Below are 22,143 nucleotides of genomic sequence, written 5' to 3'. Positions count from 1 at the left end.
GATGGAATTGCCCCTCCAGGTGTTCATCAGCGACGGAAGCCGATGGACCATGCCATAGCGGACAGTCACGCCGCTGTGACGATCAGTCACAGTGACGTGCAGGAGTCCCAAGACCCCCCATAGCGTGCAATGTCGAGATGGAGTCCTCCCCGGACTCCTTGTCCTATTTTGGCACGAGGAAGGGTTAGGGGCGCAAGAGCCGCGTACGTGCGGTCCGTCACGCTTACCCGCGTTGGCGCATCCTTGATGCATACGCCCGGATCGGCCCCTACGTCCCATGTTGACGAGACATCAAGAACCTCAGAGCGAGCACGAAACCCCAAAACGGGCGCCCCGTCAAACGTCAGTTCGTTACGTCACACAGTGCGTCAGATCACACCGGACACAGTGCGCCAGGTCACACCGGCTGGCTCAGTTCGCCGACCGCCGGTCCCGCACCGCCCGCCACCGCTCCACGAGCCGCCCGTAGGCCTCCCCCGCGGCCGCCCCGTCGCCCTGCCGCAGCGCCTCGATGCCGGCCGCCACATCGGCCGCCGAGTGGTCGTCCTCCAGGTCCCCGGCCGGCAGGGTGTGCACCAGACCGCCGTAGTCCAGCTCGACCAGCGAGCGCGGATGGAACTCCTCCAGCCAGCGCCCGACGTCCACCAGGCCGTCGATGAGCGGCCCTTCGTCGATGGCGTCCTTCAGCGTCCGCAGGGCCCGCGCCACCCGCCGCCGCGCCTGCACCATCGGCGTCCGGTAGCGCAGCACCGGCGGGATCTCGCCCGAGCCCTTCTCGAAGCACCGCTCCTCGTCCGACACCAGCACGAACCAGTGCAGCGGCACCTGCCAGGCCGAGGTGCGGATCCACGGCCTCGCGTCCGGGTTGCGGGCCAGCCAGCGCTCGTAGTCCTGGGCCGCCTGGCGCCGTACGACCTCCGGCAGCACCGCCTCCAGCACCGGCTTCGGCAGCTCATCGGGGAGCTCGCCCAGCGCCTGCCAGCCGCGCAGCCGGGTGCGCCACGGGCACACGCACAGCACCCCTTCGACCTCCAGCACGAAGGCGTCGCCGCTCTCGTGCACCGGCACCGGGATGGGCGGCGTCGGCAGCAAGTCGGCCAGGGAGCGGCGCAGTTCGTCCTGGTACGACGGGTGGTCGGGGCGGCGGGCGTAGCGGGCCCAGTGCCCGCGCTCCGGTTCCGGGAAGGCGGCCAGCGGCTCGTACACGCGCAGATAGGTCGCGTACGGGACGATCACCGAGGACACCTTGGGCACGCCTGCTCCCTCCCCCGCCGTCTGCCAGGAAAACCTGCGAAACCCGCTCACAAACGTGCGGGAAAACTATGCAAATCGTCGCACGGCCGTACTCCGGGAGTAGGTGATCCTGAGCACTGCGGGTTGGACGGGCGCCAACGGGTCTAATCTCATGCTCACAAGCCCCCGCCACCTGTACGGGAGCTCGCTCCAACCGCCGCCAGTACTCAGGAGTCACCACAGTGACCGACGTAACACACGGCGTCCTGCACACCCTGTTCCACTCGGACCAGGGGGGTCATGAGCAAGTCGTGCTCTGCCAGGACCGCGCCAGCGGCCTCAAGGCCGTCATCGCCATCCACTCCACCGCCCTGGGCCCCGCCCTCGGCGGTACGCGCTTCTACCCGTACGCGACCGAGGAAGAGGCCGTCGCCGACGCGCTGAACCTCGCGCGCGGGATGTCGTACAAGAACGCCATGGCCGGGCTCGACCACGGCGGCGGCAAGGCCGTGATCATCGGCGACCCGGACCGGATCAAGAGCGAGGAGCTGCTGCTCGCCTACGGCCGGTTCGTGGCCTCGCTGGGCGGCCGGTACGTCACCGCGTGCGACGTCGGTACGTACGTCGCCGACATGGACGTCGTGGCCCGCGAGTGCCGCTGGACGACCGGACGCTCCCCGGAGAACGGCGGCGCGGGCGACTCCTCCGTGCTCACCGCCTTCGGCGTCTACCAGGGCATGCGGGCCTCCGCCCAGCACCTGTGGGGCGACCCGTCGCTGCGCGGCCGCAAGGTCGGCATCGCGGGCGTCGGCAAGGTCGGCCACCACCTGGTGGAGCACCTGCGCGCGGAGGGCGCCGAGGTCGTCATCACGGACGTCCGCGAGGAGGCCGTCGGCCGGATCCTCGCGGCGCACCCGGAGGGTGTGACGGCCGTCGCCGACACCGCGACCCTGATCCGCGTCGAGGGCCTCGACATCTACGCCCCCTGCGCGCTCGGCGGAGCCCTCAACGACGACACCGTGCCGGCGCTGACCGCCACGGTGGTGTGCGGCGCCGCCAACAACCAGCTCGCCCACCCGGGCGTCGAGAAGGACCTCGCCGACCGCGGGATCCTCTACGCGCCCGACTACGTGGTGAACGCCGGCGGTGTCATCCAGGTCGCCGACGAGCTGCACGGCTTCGACTTCGACCGGTGCAAGGCCAAGGCCGCGAAGATCTACGACACCACGCTCGCCATATTCGCACGTGCGAAGACGGATGGGATTCCGCCGGCCGCCGCGGCCGACCGGATCGCCGAGCAGCGGATGGCGGAGGCGCGCGGGACGCTCTGAGACGTGGAACGGTTCCGGCCGGAAACCGAAAACGGATCGGCCGGAACCCATGCTGCGTTTTCCCGGGGACAATCCCCGGACCCTTAACAGGTTTGACCGGTACCCGCCGGTGGGCAGTTGGAGAGAACTCTCACTTCTACCGGCGGGTCGACCGCCAAGAAGTGGTTAAAATCGCGGTTGACCAGCGAGGACGGGGCGCCTCGAAGGTCCTGTGCACACGCGCGTGCTGCGGGCGACGTACCGTATGGGCGCGGGCTCAGGTACCGTGGAAGCCCTACGGACCGGCCTCTCCACGGAGAGTCCGTTCCAGATCATGAACGCGTGTCGAGACTCTGGGGCCGTCGAGCCCCGTCACCGAGGGGGTCGAGCCATGGGGCGCGGCCGGGCCAAGGCCAAGCAGACGAAGGTCGCCCGCCAGCTGAAGTACAACAGCGGCGGGACTGACCTGTCGCGTCTGGCCAACGAGCTGGGCGCTTCGACTTCGAATCAACCGCCGAACGGCGAGCCGTTCGAGGACGACGAAGACGACGACGACCCGTACGCGCAGTACGCGGATCTGTACAACGACGACGAGGACGATGAGGACGACGAGTCCGGTCCCGCGTCGCAGCGGCGCGGCGCTTGACGTAGCGCCCTTCGCAGTTCCCGTCACAACTGCACTTCACCCGGTCCGGGGCCTCAGCACTGGACCGGGTTTCGTGCTCTCACTCGGGCGGCGGCCCTAGTTCGAGTAGGTGCCGACCAGCGCGGCGCCCGTCTCGTGGTCGCCCCTGTCCGTGATCTCGCCGGCGACCCACGACTCGACCCCGCGGTCGGCCAGTGTCGCCAGCGCCGCGTCCGTGGACTCCTGCGGCACGATCGCGATCATGCCGACGCCCATGTTCAGGGTCTTCTCCAGCTCCAGGCCCTCGACCTGACCCGTCCTGCCGACGAGGTCGAAGATCGGGGCCGGGGTCCAGGTGGTGCGGTCGACGATCGCGTGCAGGCCGTCCGGGATCACCCGGGCCAGGTTGGCGGCCAGACCGCCGCCCGTGATGTGGCTGAACGCGTGCACGTCGGTGGTGCGGGTGAGGGCCAGGCAGTCCAGCGAGTAGATCTTGGTCGGCTCCAGCAGCTCCTCGCCGAGGGTGCGGCCGAGCTCGTCGATCCGCGCGTCCAGGGCGAGACCAGCCTGGTTCAGCAGGACATGCCGGACCAGCGAGTACCCGTTCGAGTGAAGCCCGGATGCCGCCATGGCGATCACCGCGTCACCCGTACGGATGCGATCGGGGCCCAGCAGCCGGTCGGCCTCCACGACGCCCGTGCCGGCGCCGGCGACGTCGAAGTCGTCCTCGCCCAGCAGACCCGGGTGCTCGGCCGTCTCGCCGCCCACCAGGGCGCAGCCGGCCAGCACACAGCCCTCGGCGATGCCCTTCACGATGGCGGCGACGCGCTCGGGGTGGACCTTGCCGACGCAGATGTAGTCGGTCATGAACAGCGGCTCGGCGCCGCACACCACGATGTCGTCCATGACCATCGCGACCAGGTCGTGGCCGATGGTGTCGTAGACGCCCAGCTGGCGCGCGATGTCGACCTTGGTGCCGACACCGTCGGTGGCGGAGGCGAGCAGCGGGCGCTCGTAGCGCTTGAGGGCGGAGGCGTCGAAGAGGCCGGCGAAACCGCCGAGGCCGCCGAGGACCTCGGGGCGCTGGGTCTTCTTCACCCACTCCTTCATCAGCTCGACCGCGCGGTCGCCCGCTTCGATGTCGACGCCCGCTGCTGCGTAGCTGGCACCAGTTGTCTCAGACATGGCAGTAGAGAACCTTCGTGTCGTACGGCAGGTGTTTCGGGACGCCTACGGGCGGCGGATCGCGTCAGCGGCGGCCGTGGCGGCCGGGCCGGCGGCCAGCTCGGTCTCCAGCAGCTGCTTGCCGAGCAGCTCGGGGTCCGGGAGGTCCATCGGGTACTCGCCGTCGAAGCAGGCGCGGCACAGGTTCGGCTTGGCGATGGTGGTCGCCTCGATCATGCCGTCGATGGAGATGTACGACAGGGAGTCGGCGCCCAGCGAGGTGCCGATCTCGTCGATGGACATGCCGTTGGCGATGAGCTCGGCGCGGGTCGCGAAGTCGATGCCGAAGAAGCAGGGCCACTTCACGGGCGGCGAGGAGATCCGGATGTGGACCTCGGCGGCGCCCGCCTCGCGGAGCATGCGGACCAGGGCGCGCTGGGTGTTGCCGCGCACGATCGAGTCGTCGACGACGACCAGGCGCTTGCCCTTGATGACTTCCTTGAGCGGATTCAGCTTCAGGCGGATGCCGAGCTGGCGGATGGTTTGTGAGGGCTGGATGAAGGTACGGCCGACGTAGGCGTTCTTCACCAGACCCGCACCGAACGGGATGCCGCTCGCCTCCGCGTAGCCGATGGCGGCCGGAGTGCCGGATTCCGGGGTCGCTATGACCAGGTCGGCCTCGACGGGGGCTTCCTTGGCGAGCTTGCGGCCCATCTCCACGCGGGAGAGGTAGACGTTCCGGCCGGCGATGTCGGTGTCCGGGCGGGCCAGGTACACGTACTCGAAGACACAGCCCTTGGGCTTCGCTTCCGCGAATCGCGAGGTGCGCAGGCCGTTCTCGTCGATGGCGATGAACTCGCCCGGCTCGACCTCGCGGACATAGGCGGCGCCGCAGATGTCGAGGGCGGCGGACTCGGAGGCGACGACCCAGCCGCGCTCCAGGCGGCCGAGGACCAGCGGGCGGATGCCCTGCGGGTCACGGGCGGCGTAGAGGGTGTTCTCGTCCATGAAGACGAGGCTGAAGGCGCCCTTGACCTGCGGAAGGACCGTGTGGGCGGCCTCCTCGATGGTCAGCGGCTTGCCGTCCTCGTCGACCTGGGCCGCGAGCAGCGCGGTGAGCAGGTCGGTGTCGTTGGTGGCCGCCACGCGCGGGGTGCGGCCACCCTCCTGCTTGGGCAGGTCGGCGACCATCTCGGCGAGCTGGGCCGTGTTGACCAGGTTGCCGTTGTGGCCGAGCGCGATGGAGCCGTGCGCGGTGGCGCGGAACGTCGGCTGGGCGTTCTCCCACACGGAGGCGCCGGTGGTCGAGTAGCGGGCGTGACCGACCGCGATATGACCCTGGAGCGAACCGAGCGAGGTCTCGTCGAAGACCTGGGAGACAAGGCCCATGTCCTTGAAGACGAGGATCTGGGAGCCGTTGCTGACCGCGATTCCCGCGGATTCCTGGCCCCGATGCTGGAGGGCGTAGAGCCCGAAGTAAGTGAGCTTGGCGACCTCTTCGCCCGGAGCCCAGACACCGAAGACGCCGCAAGCGTCCTGGGGGCCTTTCTCACCGGGGAGCAGATCATGATTGAGTCGACCGTCACCACGTGGCACGGCTCCGAGTGTAGGCGAGATCGACCACTGGTCCGAATTGGGGAATGCCTGATCAGCGCCACCGTAAAGGATCACTCAGCGGCGGCTGCGTTCACCCGCTCGCCGTTTTCGCTGGTCAGAGTGAGGTTGCGGTGATCGACTTCGTACGTGACCGTGCCGTCGAAGAGCGCCAGCAGGGTCTTCTCCGTATTCATGAGTGAGGTGTCGCACAGCATTCGTGTGGTGGACGCGGTGCCGAGCGTGATACGGCCGTCGCTGACCGTCGCCGTGGCCTTGACCTTGTTGCAGCCGAGGCTGCCGCTGACCTGTCCGGCCTTCGCGTCGAAGGTGAGGTGGGCCTTGCCGCCGGCGTCGGGGCTGGTGATGTTCCACTTCGTGCCCTTGAGCGGGGCGGCCTCCTGCTTGGTGAGGGCGACGCGGTCGCCGTCCGCCGTGGTGAGCGTCAGCTTGTCGCCCTCGACCTCGGTGGAGAGGTCGCCGTCGGCGAGGGTGCGGGCCAGGGTCGTCTCGAAGTTCGTGGGCACGCCCTCGCAGGCCATCTCGGTCGCCTGCACCTTGTCGAAGGTGACGTGGCTGTCGGCGAAGGCGGCGTCGGCGCCGAACTTGTTGCAGCCGAGGTTCCCCTTGACCTCGCCGCCGTCGGCGATGCTCAGCCAGGCGCTGCTCGGAGCGGCGCTCTTCTTCCCGTCGACGGTGAGGTCGTCGACGGCCCAGTGGGCGCCGGTGACGGAGGCCGCGGCACCGGCGCCGACGGTGTCACTGCCGGCGTCCTGGTTGCCGCAGGCCGCGACGAGCGGGAGAAGGGTCAGGGCGGCGAGGGCGGCCAGTCGCTTTGTGTCCATGCCGAGTGTGTCCATGCCGGTGGGACGGGAGGGACGCGGGACTGGTTCCGCTTGGTTCCGCTTGTCGCCCGGTCGGGGATACGGCACGGGCTCTCACCCCATGAGCGGCAGCAATCCACCGAGGTCGGCCCGCTCCCCGCTCGCGCTCACCTTCGCCTCCGCGACGGCGTCCTTCCAGGCCACCCGCCCGGTGGCGAGCCGGATCCAGGTCAGCGGGTCGGTCTCGACGACGTTGGGCGGGGTGCCCCGGGTGTGCCTCGGTCCCTCGACGCACTGCACGACGGCGTACGGCGGGATCCGCACCTCGGTCGAGCCGCCGGGCGCCTTGGCGGCGAGGGCGTCGGCGAGGAGGCGGGTGCAGGCGGCGAGGGCCTGCCGGTCGTACGGGATGTCGAGGCCGGGGACGGCGGCATTGAGGTCGTCGGTGTGGACGACGAGCTCGACGGTACGGGTGACCAGGAAGTCGGCGAGGGTCATGGCGCCGGTGCGGCTGCCGAGGAGGCGGTCGCCGGGGGTCGCCGCGAGCCGGTGCGTGATGCGTTCCTCGGTGCGTGCGCAGAGGGCGTCGAGGTCGGGGTTGGCCGTGGCGAGAGCCTGGGTGTCGTCGGAGATGCCCTCGGCGCGAACGGCGGTGGCGAAGGGCCACTCCAGCAGGGTCAGACCCTGCTTCGCCGGCTCGTCGCGGTCGAGGGCGAGACTGACCGTCTCCACGGCCATGGTCACGTGCGCCGCCAGATCCCGTACGGTCCAGCCCTCCAGGCGGGTGGGGAGGGTGAGTTGGTCGGGGGTGAGGGTGCGGACGGCCTGTCGTACGTGCCCGAACTGGGTGAGGACCGCGGTGCGGATCCTGGCCGGGTCGTAGGTGCGGGCGCGCTTCTTGGCCGGAGGCATGGCGGCGAGCCTAGTCGGCGGTGAACGCGGACGCGGCCGGGAACTTGATGTCCGTGCAGTGGCGGCGGGCCGCGATGTCGTCGACGTAGGCCTTGAAGAGGGAGCGGAGACGGGGTCTGATCACGTCCTCGTAGGAGTAGGGGACGCTGAGGGTGTGCAGGGCGGGCCGGCCGGCGCAGGTGGAGGCGGCCCACCAGACGCCGGCCTGGGACCCCGCCGTACCGGAGCGCAAGGGGGTCTGGTCGACGCTGAAGAACTCCGCCACGACTTCGTGGGCCTCGTCGCCGATGAAGGACCGGGTCTCCAGATACCACGGAGAGTGGCCCAGCACGGCGGAGATCTGCCTGCCGTCGTCCCTGGGCAGCTCCGGCCAGACGCGCCTGACCTGCGCCGGACTCGCGGCGAGCAGGCAACTCTCCTTGGCGCTGTGCGCCCCGATCGGGGCCGGGAGGGCGCGCTCGGGGAGGCGACCCGTCCCCTCACGGGCGAGGAATCGGGCGTACCAGCGGCAGGTGCCGTTCGCGGATGTGGCCTTCACCAGCTTGGCGTCCGGTATGTAGAGCCGGTCGAAGAAGGCCGGAGCCTTCGCCTCGGGCGTGCAGTGGACGTGCTTCGCGGCCTTGTACGCGGCGTCGACGGCCAACTGGATGAGGGTCCGGCGGTCCTGGAAGGTGACGTCGTCGTCGTAGGCGGCGCCCGCCGTCACGTCCACCGAGGTGATCCCGGCCGCGCCCGTCTTACCCGTTTCGTCTGTCTTGCAGGTGACCTTGGCGGAGGCACTGTCTTCGTCGTAGCTGCCGAGCCCGCCGTCGTCCTCCTGCGAGAGGCCGAGGGGGTAGTCCGGCGACTCGTCGGCCACTCGGGTCACGTCGTCGACGCGCTCGTCGTACTGATCGTCGAACGGGTCCTCGTTGCCCACGAGGTTGGCGTACTTGTCGCTGGGGTTCGTGTACACGGTCAGGCCGAAGTGGCCGTACGACGTCCCCGGCCGCCCCACCCGGTAGATCGTGCAGCCGCCCTCGCCCGGCAGCGAGCCGAGCGTGAACGAGTCGTCGGTGGCGCTGCCCGCCCGCGCCCGTGCCGTACCACCGCCCAGCCCGAGCACCCGGTCGGGGTCGACGAGTCCCGCGCAGGCCTCGGTGATGCGCTCCCGACTGGCCTGGCGGTCCCTGTACTCCTGGGCCTCCAGCCACAGTCCCCAGCCGCCCGCCCCGATGCCCAGGACCGCGGTGACGGCGACCAGCTGGTTGAAGGCGTTGCGCGGGCGGCTGCCGCGGTCCGGGGTCAGCCAGTTCATGACGACGCCTGTTCCGTGAAGGTGGTGTGGGCGGGGAACTTCAGGTCCGTGCAGCCGCGGCGGTGGGTGACGTCGTCGGCGTAGGCGCGGAAGACCTTCTCGTAGGCCGGTGTGGTGAGCTCGTCGTACTGCCAGGCGATGGTCATGGTGTGGATCTGGGGCCGGCCGTCGCAGACGGAGGAGGCCCACCAGACCGAGTCGTCGCCGCCGCGGCCCGCCTTGCCCGGTTCGGCGATTACCGGGGATTCGCGGGGGACGGTGCGCCTCAGCTGCACGTTCTTCGCGCCCTCCCCTGAGTAGGTGTGGAAGGAGGCGAACCACGTGCCCGGGCGGGACGGGTGGTCGACGTCCGCCCGCCGCGCCGCGTCGGAGTACGCGACGTCGGCCGCGCGTTCGTCGCTGAGCACGAGCCCACAGGTCTCGTCCCACACCTTGTCGTCCGGGCGGCTTTCGAGCACCTGGTCGGCGAGGCGCGGCCGGCGGGCGAAGCCGGCCTCGCGGTAGAAGGCGCAGGTGCCGTCCGCACGGGAGGCCGGGAGGGGGCCCTCCGTCAGGGCGGGTATGTCCTGCGGCGGGTCGGGCAGACGGTCGGCGCAGCCCAGCCGTCCGGCGAGGTTGTTGGCGGTGGTGACGGCGATCCGCGCGAGCGTGTTCCGGTCGTGCGCGGTGGGCTGGCCGTCCTCGGTGAAGGGCGGGCCGGGGTCCATCAGCGAGGCCCTCGACCACAGCGTCTTGACGGGACCGTACGCCTTGCCTTCGGGGCAGGGGAGTTCGACGATGACGCCCGTGTCCGTGACCACGCCCGCGATGCCGCCGCCGAGCGGCTGGTCGGGGTAGGTGTGATCGCCCCACTCGTTGAGGAGGGAGTCGACCGGGTCCTGAGGGATCACGGGTTCGTCGTCCGGGAGTGTGCCCACCGCGGCCGTGAAGAACCAGCGCTCGCCGCTGTCCGTGCCGTACTTCTCACCCGCCTCGGTGCTGAAGATCTCGCAGTCCTGCGGCAGGCCGGCGTCGAGTTCGATCGTGCCCTCGTCGGCCACCCGGTGCGAGATGGTGCCGCCCGCCGGGGAGAGCGACAGCACACGGCCGGCCGGGACGAGGCCCGCGCAGGCCTCGTTGATCTGGTGCCGGCCGCTGAGGACCTGCCAGATCTGCGTGCCGCTCCAGACGGTCCCGGCCACCGCCGTCAGACACAGCACCACGTTGACGAACTTGCGCACCCCACTTGGCACTTCCACCGTTCCCCGTACCCCCGTGTTCCCCCGTGCTCCCCCGTTGACCAGCTCACCCGAAGCTATCAGCGGGCACTGACAGCGGCCTTCCTGGCCGCCGCCGGCCTCCAGGACCGCCCAGACCGCAATGTTTCGGCCAACTCGAACACGATGACGAATACGGTCGGCCTCCATCTGGTGCCTCTCCCCTGAGCCAGGCAGATCATTTCCGGCCACCCCGGTGATCGAATGCCATGGCGCCCGCACCGAGCCCCCGCCTACAGTGACCGCGCCCAGGACGGACGGATCCGACCAATCCGCTTCTCGCCGGGGCCACTTGATGACCAGCGGGGGAACGCTGTGGCGCGTCGGACGCGCCGGCATGCCCTTCCCCCGCGTCCACACATGGGGGAAAACCTTGTTCATACGCAACCGTGCCGTCGCCGCCGGCCTCTCGACGGCCGCCCTCCTGCTCGCCGCCGTCCCCGCCGCCCACGCGGCCGACGCCTCCGCACCCGCCGACGCGTCCACGGACCGGCTCGTCGCCGCGCCCGCCGAGGGCCGCACCGGTGACCAGGCACAGGGCCGACAGCACCGCGCACCGTCGGCCGGGGTGTTCATCACCGACGGCGACCGCGTCCACGTCTCCTCCACCCCGCCGCCCACCGCCTCCGGCCACGGCTGGTGGAAGAAGATCAGCGGCCCCGGCACCAAGGCCAAGGTCACGGTGACGCTCCAGGCGCGCCCCTACGGCGCCTCGGGTTGGCGGGACGTCGCCACGGGCTCGAAGACCGTCAAGTCCGGCGGCGGTGCCGGCAAGCGCGCCACCGCCCGCAAGACCTGCACCAACCTGATCCAGAAGACGGAGTGGCGCAGCGTCATCGACGTCGACATCATCGGCGTCGCGGACTCGCCGGAGAAGGTCAGCACGAAGGCCGCCACCCTGTTCTGCGGCTTCTGATGGACTACTGCCATGAGTAAAGGCCTTCCCACTGGAGTACCGGCATGAGCGACGGCTTCCCCGCGCCCCTGGTGATGCGTGTGCACGGTCGGCTGACCCTGCACGCGTGGCTCGCCGCCGCCCACCGCGCGGGACGGCTGGAGGAGGACCTGTTCTCCCTGGCCGTCGCCCGCACGACCGCCTACGGCTGGGCGGACTTCGGCCATGGGCTCGCCGGGACGCGGTGGGGCCACAACGACGCCGGCGGTGACTGGACGCAGGACGGCGAGGTCCGGGAGATCGCCTGGATCCAGGTCGACTGCGCCGAGGCGCCGGCCGGTCAGCGCGTGCCGCTCACACCGCTGGGCCGGGTCGTCGCCGAGGGCCTCTCCCGCGTCGGCACGTTCGACCTCCACGCCGTCGAGGTGAGCGTTCCGGTGCACGAGGCGGTCGACGCCCGGCGCGATCTCGCGTACGCCGCGACCTGGGCCGACCTCGCCGACCCGGCCGGGCGCGCGGAGTGCACGGTGAGCGTGGACACGATCGCCGACCGGGAGCGGGCCGCCACGGTCGTGGAGGCGTGCCGGGAGCGGGCCGGGGAGGCCGCCCGCTTCGACCACGACGGCACGCGGCTGCTGTGCGGGCTGCATGAGTGGTCCCTCGATACCGCGATCTGGGTGTTGGAGATCGTCACGGACGCCCTGCGGGTCTCCGGGCTCGGCACCCAGGCGCAGGTCCGTATCGAGGTCTGAGTGGTCTGAGTGGTCTGAGTACGCACGTGAGGGCCCCGCCTGTGGAGACAGGCGGGGCCCTCACGCGTCGTAGAACCCTTACCTGCTGACGGTGATCGTGTAGAGGTAGTAGGTGGGATCGTCCGTGTCGTCCGGGGTGTCAGTCTCGGCTGCCGTGACCGGTAGCGGCGATGCGCTGCTCCCGGGGGACGGGCTCGCCGTGACCTCGGCCGCGCTGTGGCACAACCCGTGCGGGCAGTACAGCAGCTTCACCGTGGTCGTGCCGGGCGCCACCGCGGTGAACTCGAAGTGCTGGGTACCGCTGCCGCTACCGGTGACACCCTCGTCGTCGCCCTCGATGTCCTCACTCATGTTCTCGTAGCGCAGCACGGCCGGGTCAGGCCGGGGCTCGGCCAGGTACCAGTTCTCGCCGAGCGAAGGGCTGGCGGGCACGTCCAGGGTGAACTCGTCGCCGGCGTCGACTGTCACCTTCCGCTCGTCCGTGCCGTACGAGGCAGGTCCGATCAGCCCGCAGCCGGCGAGGGCCACGAGGGGGAGCGCCACGAGGGCGGTGCGTATCCCGGCTGTGACTTGGTACCCGGTACCGACCTGCCCAGCGCTCATCGCGCCCTCCCCCGTGTGCGTCCCGTGACGAACTGATGCTAGGTCACTTGAGGTACGGCTCAGTAGACGGGATCTGTATGACGGCCCGCCTACGCGGGCTGCGACGGCATGGAAGGAGCCGGCACCTCGAAGGTCTCGCGGTTGCGGGGGACCCCGATGCCGCGCCAGGTGAAGGGGATGCCGCGGGCCGTGTCCGGGTCGGGGCCGTCCATCAGCTGGAAGTGGAGGTGGGGCTCGGTGGAGTTGCCCGAGTTGCCGCAGCGGGCGAGCCGCTGTCCGGCGGTCACCCGGTCGCCCTCGCGGACGGTGAGCGAGCCGCGCCGCAGGTGGGCGTAGAGCGCGTAGGTGCCGTCGCCGAGATCGAGGACGACGTGGTTGCCGACGATCCGCTTGACGCCGGCCAGGTCGCGCACGGACGCCTCCACGACCATCAGGTACAGCAGCGCGAGCAGTGAGGTGCGGCTGAGATGGTCGCGCTGATCGTCGACGACCCGTACGACGGTGCCGTCGGCCACGGCGAGCAACGGCGCGCCGAAGGCGGGAAAGTCACTGTTGCGGCGGGCGAGCGGCCACAGCCAGCTGAAGCCGGGGCGGGCGCCCGGCTCGCCCGGCTCCGGCTCGGCGACGACGTCGATGGCGTAGGTCTGCCCGTAGGCGTGCGTGCCATGGCTCGGCGTCCGGTCGGCCGGGCTGTTCAGCGCGGACCAGCGGCCGGTGACGGGCGGGTCGACCTCGACCGGTTCCCGGGCAACGCGAGGGCTGTCCGGGGCGCCGCCGCCGATCCTGTGGGCCACGATGACGATCACGTAGGACAGGGCGAACGGCAGGAAGTTCCACCACCACGGATATCCGAGGTCCAGCAAGGCGTGGGCGAGTAGCAGGCCGATGCCGGCCAGTTGGAGACCGCGATAGGCGATCATGGCGAGTTTGCGTCCGGACATGTTTCCCCCTTGTTCGTTTCTTCTGTCCGTCTCTTCGCGAGGTGTGTCTTCGCGTCAGGGCCGTGCCGTCGACAGCGCCACCAGCAGCGGTACGACCCGCCCCGGCGGCACCTCGTACCGTCCCCGGCCCGTCGTGTGCAGCCAGCCCGCGCCGGTCAGCTGTCGCAGGTGGTGGTAGATCTGGCCGGTCGTGCCGACCTCGTCCAGCTCGGCGAGTTCGGCCGCGGTGCGCCGGCCGCCGACGACCTCGCGCAGCAGCCGCAGCCGGACCGGGTGGCCGAGCGCCGCGAACGACTCGGCGGACTCGGTCCAGTCGTCGTCCAGCAGGCCTTCGGTCAGCGCGCCGTGCTGCCACTCGTACCGCTCCCCCGTCGGCAGCCGTACGGCGCCGGTGAACAGCACTCCTCCGTCGGCCGCTTTCAGCGCGGCCAGCTGCTCCTTGAACCCGTGCAGGGCCCAGAAGTCGCCCTCGCCGAGGTGCGGGGCAGTGGGCTGCGCGTTCTCCAGCGCCGCCAGCCGTCGCTCCAGGTCGGCGACGCGTTGTTCGAGTTCCACGCTTCGATATTACGGAACTACGTAATTACGTGCAACCGCCGACCGGAGACTGGCGACCGGCGGCACGAGTGCCGGACAGCACGACGAAGCCCCCGCCCGGCGAACCGGACGGGGGCTTCGGAGCCGTAGAACCAACGCCTACTTGAGCAGCGCCGGAATCGTCTCCTCGTGCGCCACGCGCAGCTCCTCCAGGGTGAGCGCGAACTCGCCCTGAAGGTCCACGGAGTCGCCGTCGACGACACCGATGCGGGTGACCGGCAGGCCCCGCGCACCGCACATGTCGTTGAAGCGGACCTCCTCGGAGCGCGGCACGGCGACGACCGCGCGCCCCGCCGACTCGGAGAAGAGGAGAGTGAAGGCGTCCAGACCGTCCGGGACGATCAGCCGCGCGCCCTTGCCGCCGAGCAGCGCCGACTCCACGACCGCCTGGATCAGACCGCCGTCGGACAGGTCGTGCGCGGAGTCGATCATGCCGTCGCGGGAGGCGGAGATCAGGATCTCGGCGAGCAGCCGCTCGCGCTCCAGGTCGACCTTGGGCGGCAGACCACCGAGGTGGTCGTGCACGACCTGCGACCAGGCCGAACCGCTGAACTCCTCACGCGTGTCGCCGAGGAGGTACAGCAGCTGGCCCTCCTCCTGGAAGGCGACCGGCGTGCGCCGGGCCACGTCGTCGATGACGCCGAGGACCGCGACGACCGGGGTCGGGTGGATGGCCACCTCGCCCGTCTGGTTGTAGAGCGAGACGTTGCCGCCCGTGACCGGCGTGCCCAGCTGCTGACAGGCGTCGGCGAGTCCGCGCACCGCCTCCGCGAACTGCCACATCACCGCCGGGTCCTCGGGCGAGCCGAAGTTCAGGCAGTCGGACACCGCGAGCGGCTTGGCGCCGGTCGTGGCGACGTTGCGGTACGCCTCCGCCAGCGCCAGCTGGGCGCCGTGGTACGGGTCCAGCTTGGCGTACCGGCCGTTGCCGTCCGTGGCGATGGCGACGCCGAGGCCGGTCTCCTCGTCGATGCGGATCATGCCGGAGTCCTCGGGCTGGGCGAGGACGGTGTTGCCCTGCACGAAGTGGTCGTACTGCGAAGTGATCCACTTCTTGGAGGCCTGGTTGGGAGAGGCCACCAGCTTCAGGACCTGGTCCTTCAGCTGCTCGCTCGTCTCCGGACGGGGCAGCTTGTTCGCGTCGTCGGCCTGGAGCTCGTCCTGCCAGGACGGGCGGGCGTACGGGCGCTCGTAGACCGGGCCCTCGTGCGCCACGGTGCGCGGGTCGACGTCGACGATCTTGCCGCCGTGCCAGTAGATCTCCAGGCGGTCGCCGTCGGTCACCTCACCGATGACGGTGGCGATGACGTCCCACTTCTCGCAGATCTCCAGGAACCGGTCGACCTTCTCCGGCTCGACGACCGCGCACATGCGTTCCTGCGACTCGCTCATGAGGATTTCCTCGGGCGAGAGCGTGGAGTCGCGCAGCGGTACGTCGTCCAGGGTCACGCGCATTCCGCCGGAGCCGTTGGAGGCCAGCTCGGACGTGGCGCACGACAGACCGGCGGCACCCAGGTCCTGGATACCGACGACCAGCTTCTCGGCGAACGCCTCCAGGGTGCACTCGATGAGGAGCTTCTCCTGGAAGGGGTCGCCGACCTGGACGGCGGGACGCTTCGACGGCTTGGCGTCGTCGAAGGTCTCCGAGGCCAGGATCGAGGCGCCGCCGATGCCGTCACCGCCCGTGCGGGCCCCGTACAGGATGACCTTGTTGCCCGCGCCGGACGCCTTCGCGAGGTGGATGTCCTCGTGCCGCATCACACCGATGGCACCGGCGTTGACCAGCGGGTTGCCCTGGTAGCAGGAGTCGAAGACGACCTCGCCGCCGATGTTGGGCAGGCCCAGGCAGTTGCCGTAGCCGCCGATGCCGGCGACGACACCGGGGAGCACTCGCTTGGTGTCGGGGTGATCAGCGGCACCGAACCGCAGCGGGTCCACGACCGCCACCGGCCGCGCGCCCATCGCGATGATGTCGCGGACGATGCCGCCGACCCCCGTGGCCGCGCCCTGGTAGGGCTCGACGTACGACGGGTGGTTGTGCGACTCGACCTTGAAGGTGACCGCGTAGCCCTGGCCGACGTCGACGACACCGGCGTTCTCGCCGATACCCACGAGCAGCGCATCGGACTGGGGGGCCTTCTCGCCGAACTGGCGCAGATGCACCTTCGACGACTTGTACGAGCAGTGCTCGGACCACATGACGGAGTACATGGCGAGCTCGGCACCGGTGGGCCGGCGGCCGAGGATCTCCACGACCTTCTCGTACTCGTCCTTCTTCAGACCGAGTTCGGCCCAGGGCAGCTCGACGTCGGGGGTCGCGGCCGCGTGCTCGACCGTGTCCAGAGGCGTCCGGCTCATGCGTTGACCAGCTTCTTGAGGATCGAGGTGAAGAAGGGGAGACCGTCGGTGCGGCCGGACCCGATGAGGGGCTCGACGGCGTGCTCCGGGTGCGGCATGAGGCCTACGACGTTCCCGGCCTCGTTGGTGATGCCGGCGATGTCGTTCAGCGAGCCGTTCGGGTTGAAGTCGAGGTAACGGAAGGCGACCCGACCCTCGGCCTCCAGCTTGTCCAGCGTGTACTGGTCGGCGACGTAGCGGCCGTCCATGTTCTTCAGCGGGATGTGGATTTCCTGGCTGGCGCTGTAGTCGCTGGTCCAGGCCGTGTCCGCGTTCTCCACCCGCAGCTTCTGGTCACGGCAGATGAAGTGCAGGTGGTCGTTGCCGAGCATCCCGCCGGGCAGCAGGTGGGCCTCGGTGAGGACCTGGAAGCCGTTGCAGATACCGAGGACCGGAAGGCCGGCCTTCGCCTGCTCGATGACCGTCTCCATCACGGGCGAGAAGCGGGAGATGGCGCCGGCCCGCAGATAGTCGCCGTAGGAGAAACCGCCGGGCAGCACCACGGCGTCGACCTGCTTGAGGTCCTTGTCCTTGTGCCAGAGAGCGACCGGTTCGGCACCCGCGAGGCGGATCGCGCGCTGGGTGTCGCGGTCGTCGAGACTCCCCGGGAATGTGACGACGCCAATACGAGCGGTCACTTCGCGGCCTCCGCGACTTCCTCCACCTTGACGGTGAAGTCCTCGATCACGGTGTTGGCGAGGAAGGATTCCGCAAGATCATGGATGCGGGCGAGCGCGGCCTCGTCAACCGGTCCGTCAACTTCCAGTTCGAATCGCTTTCCCTGACGTACGTCCGAGATGCCTTCGAAACCCAGCCGCGGCAGTGCGCGCTGCACCGCCTGGCCCTGGGGGTCGAGGATCTCCGGCTTGAGCATGACGTCGACTACGACGCGTGCCACGTGCACTCCCGGTGGTGTGGTGCTGAGCAGGTTCCTGCAGGTGGTTTCAGACTACCTGCACAAAATTTCTACGCGCGTCGACTTGTAGGAATCTACGTGACGGCTGTCACGGCAGGGATGAACAGCGAGTGACGGCGAAAAGTTCCGGAAAAGATCCCGGATCGACACCCGATACCTATTGCGCTCGGACACGCGGGAGGATTTAGTCGGGCTTCACATCGCATTGTCGGGCACTGTACAAATGAATTGTCAGCATGCCGGTACGAAGGGACCGATATTCGTGGCGCAGAAGGTCGTGGTCACGCTCTTTGACGACATCGACGGCTCAGAAGCGGCGGAAACGATCGCCTTCGGACTCGACGGCAAGTCGTACGAGATCGACCTGAATGAAACCAATGCCAAGAAACTGCGTAAGGCGCTCGCGCCCTACGTGGACGCGGGCCGCAAGCGGTCGAAGTCAGGCAAGGCGTACAAGCAGACGGAGGTCGCCCCTGACCCGGCGGCCGTCCGCGCCTGGGCCCAGGCCAACAAGATGGAGGTACCGGCCCGCGGCCGGATCCCCAAGAAGGTCTACGAGGCGTTCAGCGCGGCGCAGTGACGCCTGGCTGAGGTAGGTCGGCGTCGCCTCAGGGCCCGTCAGCGGGCCCTGAGCACCGCCCACTTGGGCCGGTGCGACAACCGACTTGCGCTACCCCCCCGCCGATCAGCTAATGTCTGGGACACGCCGCCGGGCGGGCCGAAAAAGCCCAGCTCGCGGGGCTTGCGGGTGTAGTTCAGTAGTAGAACATCCCCCTTCCAGGGGGAAGGCGCAGTGTGCAATTCCTGTCACCCGCTCCGCACCGCCGTACTGACCACTGATGTGGATCAGGTAGGCTGGTGCTCGCGCCGATCGGTGAGAGCCGGTCGGAGGCAATGCGGACGTAGCTCAGTTGGTAGAGCGCAACCTTGCCAAGGTTGAGGTCGCGAGTTCGAGCCTCGTCGTCCGCTCGGGAATGAGACCCCGGTCCTGATGGACCGGGGTCTTTTCGTGTGCCCTCCTCCTGGGCTTCTGACATTTGTCATGCGGAGCGGTGACAGCGCGCACTGCTGCCGGTCTCGGATCGCCGGGACGCTGGTGTCATGGACATCAACGAACACGAACACGTGATTGAGGTCACCGACCTGCGTCGTGTGTACGGGGGCGGGTTCGAGGCGGTGCGCGGAATTTCGTTCTCCGTGGACCGCGGCGAGGTCTTCGCGCTGCTCGGCACCAATGGCGCGGGCAAGACGTCGACCGTCGAGCTGCTGGAAGGGCTCGCGCGACCCGCCGAGGGGCGGGTACGAGTGCTCGGCCACGATCCCTACGCCGAGCGGGACGTCGTACGGCCGCGGACCGGGGTGATGTTGCAGGAGGGCGGCTTTCCGTCCGATCTGACCGTCGCCGAGACCGCGCGGATGTGGGCGGGGTGCGTGAGCGGGGCCATGCCCGAGGCGGAGGCGCTGGAGCTGGTCGGGCTCGGGCGGCGGGCCGGGGTGCGGGTGAAGCAGCTGTCCGGCGGTGAACGGCGGCGGCTGGACCTGGCGCTCGCCCTGCTCGGCAAGCCCGAGGTGCTGTTCCTGGACGAGCCGACGACCGGCCTCGACGCCGAAGGGCGCCGGGACACCTGGGAGTTGGTGCGCGGCCTGCGGGATGCCGGTACGACCGTGCTGCTGACCACGCACTACCTGGAAGAGGCCGAGAACCTCGCCGACCGGCTCGCGATCCTGCACGAGGGGCGGATCGCGGCGTCCGGGACACCGGCCGAGGTGACGGCGGCCCAGCCCTCGCGGATCTCCTTCGAGCTGCCCCAGGGCTACTTCGTGGGAGACCTGCCGCCCCTCGACGGCATGGGCGTGCGCGAGCACGAGGTCGACGGGCGCGTCGTACGGCTGCGGACCCACGAGTTGCAGCGGACGGCGACCCGACTGCTGGTGTGGGCGGACACGGCGGGGGTGGAGCTGCGGCGGCTGGACGTGCGGCCGGCTTCGCTGGAGGAGGCGTTCCTGGGGATCGCGCGGGAGGCGGCCGGCGCCGCCGAGAAGAAGGAGTACGCGGCATGAGTACGGCGATGACCACCCCGGTGGGACGTATGGGGGCGTTGGCCCGGGCCGAGCTGACGCTGCTCGGGCGCAGCAGGGGCACGCTGTTCGCGGCGATGTTCGTGCCGCTGCTGCTGCCCTTCAGCGTGCGGGAGGCGGCCAAGGGGATGGACCTGGCGGAGGCCGGCCTCTCCCTCGGCACGGTCGTCCTGCCCGCCTCCATCGGCTTCTCGCTGCTCTACGCGGTGTACGCGACCCTCGTCTCCGTCTACACCGCCCGGCGCGAGGAACTCGTCCTCAAGCGGCTGCGCACCGGCGAGCTGAAGGACGCGGAGATCCTGGCCGGGGCCGCGCTGCCGGCCGTGGCCACGGGCATCGCGCAGAGCCTGGTGCTCGCGGTCGGCTGTGCCGTCCTGCTCGACGTGGGCGCGCCCGAGGCTCCCCATCTCGCCGTGCTGGGGCTGCTGTTGGGGCTCGTCGTGTGCGCGTCACTGGGCGCCGTGACCGCGTCGTTCACCCGCAGTGTCGAGAGTGCGCAGGTCACGACCCTGCCCGTGGTGTTCCTGTCCATGCTCTTCTCCGGGATGTTCGTCCCGTTGGAGGTACTGCCGGACCGGGTGGCGTCGGTGTGCGAGCTGCTGCCGCTGACCCCGGTGATCACCCTGCTGCGGGGTGGCTGGACCGGTGAGCTGTCGGCGTACGAGGTGATCGGTCCCGTGCTGACCGGGCTGGCCTGGACGGTCCTGGGCGTGTTGGCTGTGCGACGGTGGTTCCGATGGGAGCCACGGCACTGAGGCAGGGGGGCGACGTATGCGCGGGCCGGGTACGTGGTGGCGGGGGAAGAGCACGCCGGCGAAGGTCGAGACGTACACGAGGTGGTCGTTCCATTTCTTCGCGGTGATGGAGGTCGTGACGGTCGCCCTGCCGGTCACCGGCGAGATGGGGGCCGAACTGGGCGGCTGGATGATGCTCCTGGTGTGCGCGCACGCGATGGTCTGCGCCCTGGTCGTGTCGCGGGCGGTGGACTGGGTGTGCGGTCGGCGTGAGCAGCCCGTACGACTGCTGTGGACGCTCGGCGCCGTCACCGCGGCGGTCGCCGCCACGGCTCTCGCCGTGGTCGAGTACGGCCCGAAGGGTGACGGCGTCGACTCCGCGGCCGGCAGTGTCTTCAGCGTCGTCGTGTTCTTCGGCGTGGGCAACATCGCGCTGGGGGTGCACAGCCGCAGGCGCGTGTACGCCGTCGTCGCGGGCTTCGCCGCGGGTGCGGGGCTCGTCGTGCTCCTGATGAGCGGGTCCACTTTCGCCGCGCTGGTCATCGCCCCGATCGTGCTGTCCGGCGGCGGTTTCCTCGCCTTCATCGCCCTCTTCTCCGTCTGGCTCCTCAAGGCCGTCTACGAACTCGACGAGGCCCGCGAGACCCGCGCCCGGCTCGCCGTCGCCGAGGAGCGGCTGCGGTTCGGGCGGGATCTGCACGACGTCATGGGGCGGAACCTGTCGGTCATCGCCCTCAAGAGCGAGCTGGCCGTGCAGCTCGCGCGGCGCGGGCGGCCCGAGGCCGTGGAGCAGATGATCGAGGTGCAGCGGATCGCACGGGAGTCGCAGCGTGAGGTGCGGGACGTCGTACGGGGGTATCGGGAGGCCGACCTGGGGGTCGAACTCGCCGGTGCGCAGGGGGTGTTGACGGCGGCCGGGATCGAGTGCGCGGTGACCGGCGAGGCGGCCGGGCTGCCGGTCGAGGTGCAGTCGGCGCTGGCGTGGGTGGTGCGCGAGGCGACCACCAATGTGCTGCGGCACGGGGATGCCGCGCGGTGCGCGGTGGGGGTGCGGGTGTCGGAGGGGCGTGTGGTGTTGACGGTGGAGAACGACGGGGCGGCCGGAGCCTCCGACTCGGGTGGCGGCTCGGGGCTCGCCGGGCTGCGGGAGCGGCTGGCCGCGGTGGACGGGACCCTGGAGGCCGGGCGGGTCGGGCCGGGGGTGTTCCGGCTGGTGGCGGAGGTGCCGTTGGCTGGGGCCGGGGCGGGCGTGCGGGAGGTCACCGTATGACCGACCTGGAGAGCGACCGTATGACCGACCGCGCGACAGGGCGTGTACGGCTGCTGCTCGCCGACGACGAGCATCTGATCCGGGGTGCGCTCGCCACGCTGCTCTCGCTGGAGGACGACCTCGTAATCGTCGCCGAGGCGGCGAGCGGGACGGAGGCGCTGGCGATGGCGCGGGCGCACGAGCCGGACGTCGCCGTACTGGATCTTCAGATGCCGGGGGCGGACGGTGTGAAGGTCGCCACATCCCTGCGGGCCGAACTGCCCGGCTGCCGGGTGCTGATCGTGACCAGTCACGGGCGGCCAGGGCATCTGAAGCGGGCCCTCGCGGCGGGTGTGCGCGGGTTCGTCCCGAAGACCGTCAGCGCTCAGCGGCTCGCGGAGATCATCCGTACCGTGCACGCCGGAAACCGGTACGTCGACCCCGAGTTGGCCGCCGACGCCATCGCCGCAGGGGACTCGCCGCTGACGGCGCGGGAGGCCGAGGTACTGGAACTCGCCGCCGACGGGGCGCCCGTCGCGGAGATCGCGGAGCGGGCGCCGCTGTCGCAGGGGACCGTACGGAACTATCTGTCGTCCGCGGTGTCGAAGCTCGGGGCGGAGAACCGGCACGCGGCGGTGCGTCTCGCGCGGGAGCGGGGTTGGGTATAGTGGTTCTCGCGCCACGGCGCATGCGAACGTAGCTCAGTTGGTAGAGCGCAACCTTGCCAAGGTTGAGGTCGCGAGTTCGAACCTCGTCGTTCGCTCCAGTT

At 70.1% G+C, this 22,143-nt stretch carries 22 protein-coding genes and 3 tRNA genes; 12 read left to right on the top strand and 13 right to left on the bottom strand.

All coding sequences use genetic code 11. The annotated features are described in order from the left end of the window. Positions 1-411: 411 nt before the first annotated feature. A complete protein-coding gene (locus ACIA8X_RS40835) occupies positions 412-1,254 on the bottom strand; it encodes a hypothetical protein (protein WP_399460426.1) in 843 nt (280 codons plus the stop codon). A 221-nt stretch (positions 1,255-1,475) separates the two neighbouring features. Here ACIA8X_RS40835 and ACIA8X_RS40830 point away from each other — a divergent pair, with 221 nt between their 5' ends. Continuing rightward, on the top strand, positions 1,476-2,564 hold the full coding sequence (locus tag ACIA8X_RS40830) for a Leu/Phe/Val dehydrogenase (protein ID WP_393456278.1): 1,089 nt from the start codon (positions 1,476-1,478) through the stop codon (positions 2,562-2,564). 370 nt (positions 2,565-2,934) lie between these two features. After that, a complete protein-coding gene (locus ACIA8X_RS40825; protein ID WP_393456275.1) occupies positions 2,935-3,189 on the top strand; it encodes a DUF3073 domain-containing protein in 255 nt (84 codons plus the stop codon). Between the two features lie 96 nt (positions 3,190-3,285). On the opposite strand, the gene purM is transcribed toward ACIA8X_RS40825, so the two are convergent. The 6 genes from purM to ACIA8X_RS40795 all read right to left on the bottom strand — a co-directional run bounded on the left by purM (position 3,286) and on the right by ACIA8X_RS40795 (position 10,178). Continuing rightward, positions 3,286-4,353: a phosphoribosylformylglycinamidine cyclo-ligase gene (gene purM / locus ACIA8X_RS40820; RefSeq protein WP_393456272.1), complete on the bottom strand. Its 1,068-nt coding sequence runs from the start codon at positions 4,351-4,353 to the stop codon at positions 3,286-3,288. Positions 4,354-4,398: 45 nt separating this feature from the next. Next, positions 4,399-5,928 carry an amidophosphoribosyltransferase gene (purF, locus tag ACIA8X_RS40815; RefSeq protein WP_393456269.1) on the bottom strand — a complete coding sequence of 510 codons (1,530 nt, stop codon included), beginning with the start codon at positions 5,926-5,928 and terminating at the stop codon, positions 4,399-4,401. A gap of 71 nt (positions 5,929-5,999) precedes the next feature. Continuing rightward, positions 6,000-6,770: an META domain-containing protein gene (locus tag ACIA8X_RS40810; protein WP_393456266.1), complete on the bottom strand. Its 771-nt coding sequence runs from the start codon at positions 6,768-6,770 to the stop codon at positions 6,000-6,002. 93 nt (positions 6,771-6,863) lie between these two features. Further along, positions 6,864-7,661 (bottom strand): sterol carrier family protein, encoded by a 798-nt coding sequence (locus ACIA8X_RS40805; RefSeq protein ID WP_399460425.1) that lies wholly within the window; start codon positions 7,659-7,661, stop codon positions 6,864-6,866. A 10-nt stretch (positions 7,662-7,671) separates the two neighbouring features. After that, a complete protein-coding gene (locus ACIA8X_RS40800; protein WP_399460424.1) occupies positions 7,672-8,958 on the bottom strand; it encodes a hypothetical protein in 1,287 nt (428 codons plus the stop codon). Next, the gene (locus ACIA8X_RS40795) at positions 8,955-10,178 is read right to left on the bottom strand and encodes a hypothetical protein (protein WP_393456257.1); all 1,224 of its coding nucleotides are present in this window, start codon (positions 10,176-10,178) and stop codon (positions 8,955-8,957) included. Before ACIA8X_RS40795 ends, ACIA8X_RS40800 begins: the two co-directional genes overlap by 4 nt. A 409-nt stretch (positions 10,179-10,587) precedes the next feature. Between ACIA8X_RS40795 and ACIA8X_RS40790 the strand changes: the two genes are divergently transcribed. Beyond that, positions 10,588-11,130: a hypothetical protein gene (locus tag ACIA8X_RS40790; RefSeq protein WP_393456255.1), complete on the top strand. Its 543-nt coding sequence runs from the start codon at positions 10,588-10,590 to the stop codon at positions 11,128-11,130. Between the two features lie 44 nt (positions 11,131-11,174). Continuing rightward, positions 11,175-11,861, top strand: coding sequence for a hypothetical protein (locus ACIA8X_RS40785; RefSeq protein ID WP_393456252.1), 687 nt, complete (start codon positions 11,175-11,177; stop codon positions 11,859-11,861). A gap of 78 nt (positions 11,862-11,939) precedes the next feature. Here the strand turns inward: ACIA8X_RS40785 and ACIA8X_RS40780 are convergent, their stop codons facing one another. From ACIA8X_RS40780 to purS, 6 genes are all read right to left on the bottom strand, one after another. Next, positions 11,940-12,464 carry a protease inhibitor I42 family protein gene (locus ACIA8X_RS40780; RefSeq protein ID WP_393456249.1) on the bottom strand — a complete coding sequence of 175 codons (525 nt, stop codon included), beginning with the start codon at positions 12,462-12,464 and terminating at the stop codon, positions 11,940-11,942. Positions 12,465-12,553: 89 nt separating this feature from the next. Beyond that, a complete protein-coding gene (locus tag ACIA8X_RS40775) occupies positions 12,554-13,405 on the bottom strand; it encodes a M23 family metallopeptidase (RefSeq protein WP_393456246.1) in 852 nt (283 codons plus the stop codon). A 54-nt stretch (positions 13,406-13,459) separates the two neighbouring features. Beyond that, positions 13,460-13,960 carry an ArsR/SmtB family transcription factor gene (locus ACIA8X_RS40770; protein ID WP_393456243.1) on the bottom strand — a complete coding sequence of 167 codons (501 nt, stop codon included), beginning with the start codon at positions 13,958-13,960 and terminating at the stop codon, positions 13,460-13,462. 138 nt (positions 13,961-14,098) lie between these two features. Further along, positions 14,099-16,357, bottom strand: a complete 2,259-nt coding sequence (gene purL / locus ACIA8X_RS40765; protein ID WP_393456240.1) for a phosphoribosylformylglycinamidine synthase subunit PurL — start codon at positions 16,355-16,357, stop codon at positions 14,099-14,101. After that, positions 16,354-17,034 carry a phosphoribosylformylglycinamidine synthase subunit PurQ gene (gene purQ / locus ACIA8X_RS40760; protein WP_393456237.1) on the bottom strand — a complete coding sequence of 227 codons (681 nt, stop codon included), beginning with the start codon at positions 17,032-17,034 and terminating at the stop codon, positions 16,354-16,356. Before purQ ends, purL begins: the two co-directional genes overlap by 4 nt. After that, on the bottom strand, positions 17,031-17,294 hold the full coding sequence (gene purS / locus ACIA8X_RS40755) for a phosphoribosylformylglycinamidine synthase subunit PurS (RefSeq protein WP_015659417.1): 264 nt from the start codon (positions 17,292-17,294) through the stop codon (positions 17,031-17,033). The genes purQ and purS overlap by 4 nt, the downstream gene beginning before the upstream one ends. 280 nt (positions 17,295-17,574) lie before the next feature. Between purS and ACIA8X_RS40750 the strand changes: the two genes are divergently transcribed. From ACIA8X_RS40750 to ACIA8X_RS40715, 8 genes are all read left to right on the top strand, one after another. Then, positions 17,575-17,892 (top strand): Lsr2 family protein, encoded by a 318-nt coding sequence (locus ACIA8X_RS40750; protein ID WP_093911151.1) that lies wholly within the window; start codon positions 17,575-17,577, stop codon positions 17,890-17,892. A gap of 164 nt (positions 17,893-18,056) precedes the next feature. Continuing rightward, positions 18,057-18,128: transfer RNA gene (locus ACIA8X_RS40745), tRNA-Gly, on the top strand. An 80-nt stretch (positions 18,129-18,208) separates the two neighbouring features. After that, positions 18,209-18,281: transfer RNA gene (locus ACIA8X_RS40740), tRNA-Gly, on the top strand. A gap of 132 nt (positions 18,282-18,413) precedes the next feature. Further along, positions 18,414-19,373: an ABC transporter ATP-binding protein gene (locus ACIA8X_RS40735; RefSeq protein WP_393456232.1), complete on the top strand. Its 960-nt coding sequence runs from the start codon at positions 18,414-18,416 to the stop codon at positions 19,371-19,373. Beyond that, the gene (locus ACIA8X_RS40730) at positions 19,370-20,146 is read left to right on the top strand and encodes an ABC transporter permease (protein ID WP_393456229.1); all 777 of its coding nucleotides are present in this window, start codon (positions 19,370-19,372) and stop codon (positions 20,144-20,146) included. Before ACIA8X_RS40735 ends, ACIA8X_RS40730 begins: the two co-directional genes overlap by 4 nt. Before the next feature lie 16 nt (positions 20,147-20,162). Then, a complete protein-coding gene (locus ACIA8X_RS40725) occupies positions 20,163-21,395 on the top strand; it encodes a sensor histidine kinase (protein WP_393456226.1) in 1,233 nt (410 codons plus the stop codon). Next, positions 21,392-22,042: a response regulator gene (locus ACIA8X_RS40720; protein WP_399460423.1), complete on the top strand. Its 651-nt coding sequence runs from the start codon at positions 21,392-21,394 to the stop codon at positions 22,040-22,042. The genes ACIA8X_RS40725 and ACIA8X_RS40720 overlap by 4 nt, the downstream gene beginning before the upstream one ends. 22 nt (positions 22,043-22,064) lie before the next feature. Further along, positions 22,065-22,140 (top strand) — tRNA-Gly (locus ACIA8X_RS40715). Positions 22,141-22,143 lie beyond the last annotated feature (3 nt).

It is taken from the genome of Streptomyces sp. NPDC051738 (assembly GCF_044453205.1).
In the GTDB taxonomy this organism is placed as follows: domain Bacteria; phylum Actinomycetota; class Actinomycetes; order Streptomycetales; family Streptomycetaceae; genus Streptomyces.
The sequence above is the reverse complement of the archived record's forward strand: the minus strand, read 5'-3'. Positions and strand labels throughout refer to the sequence as shown.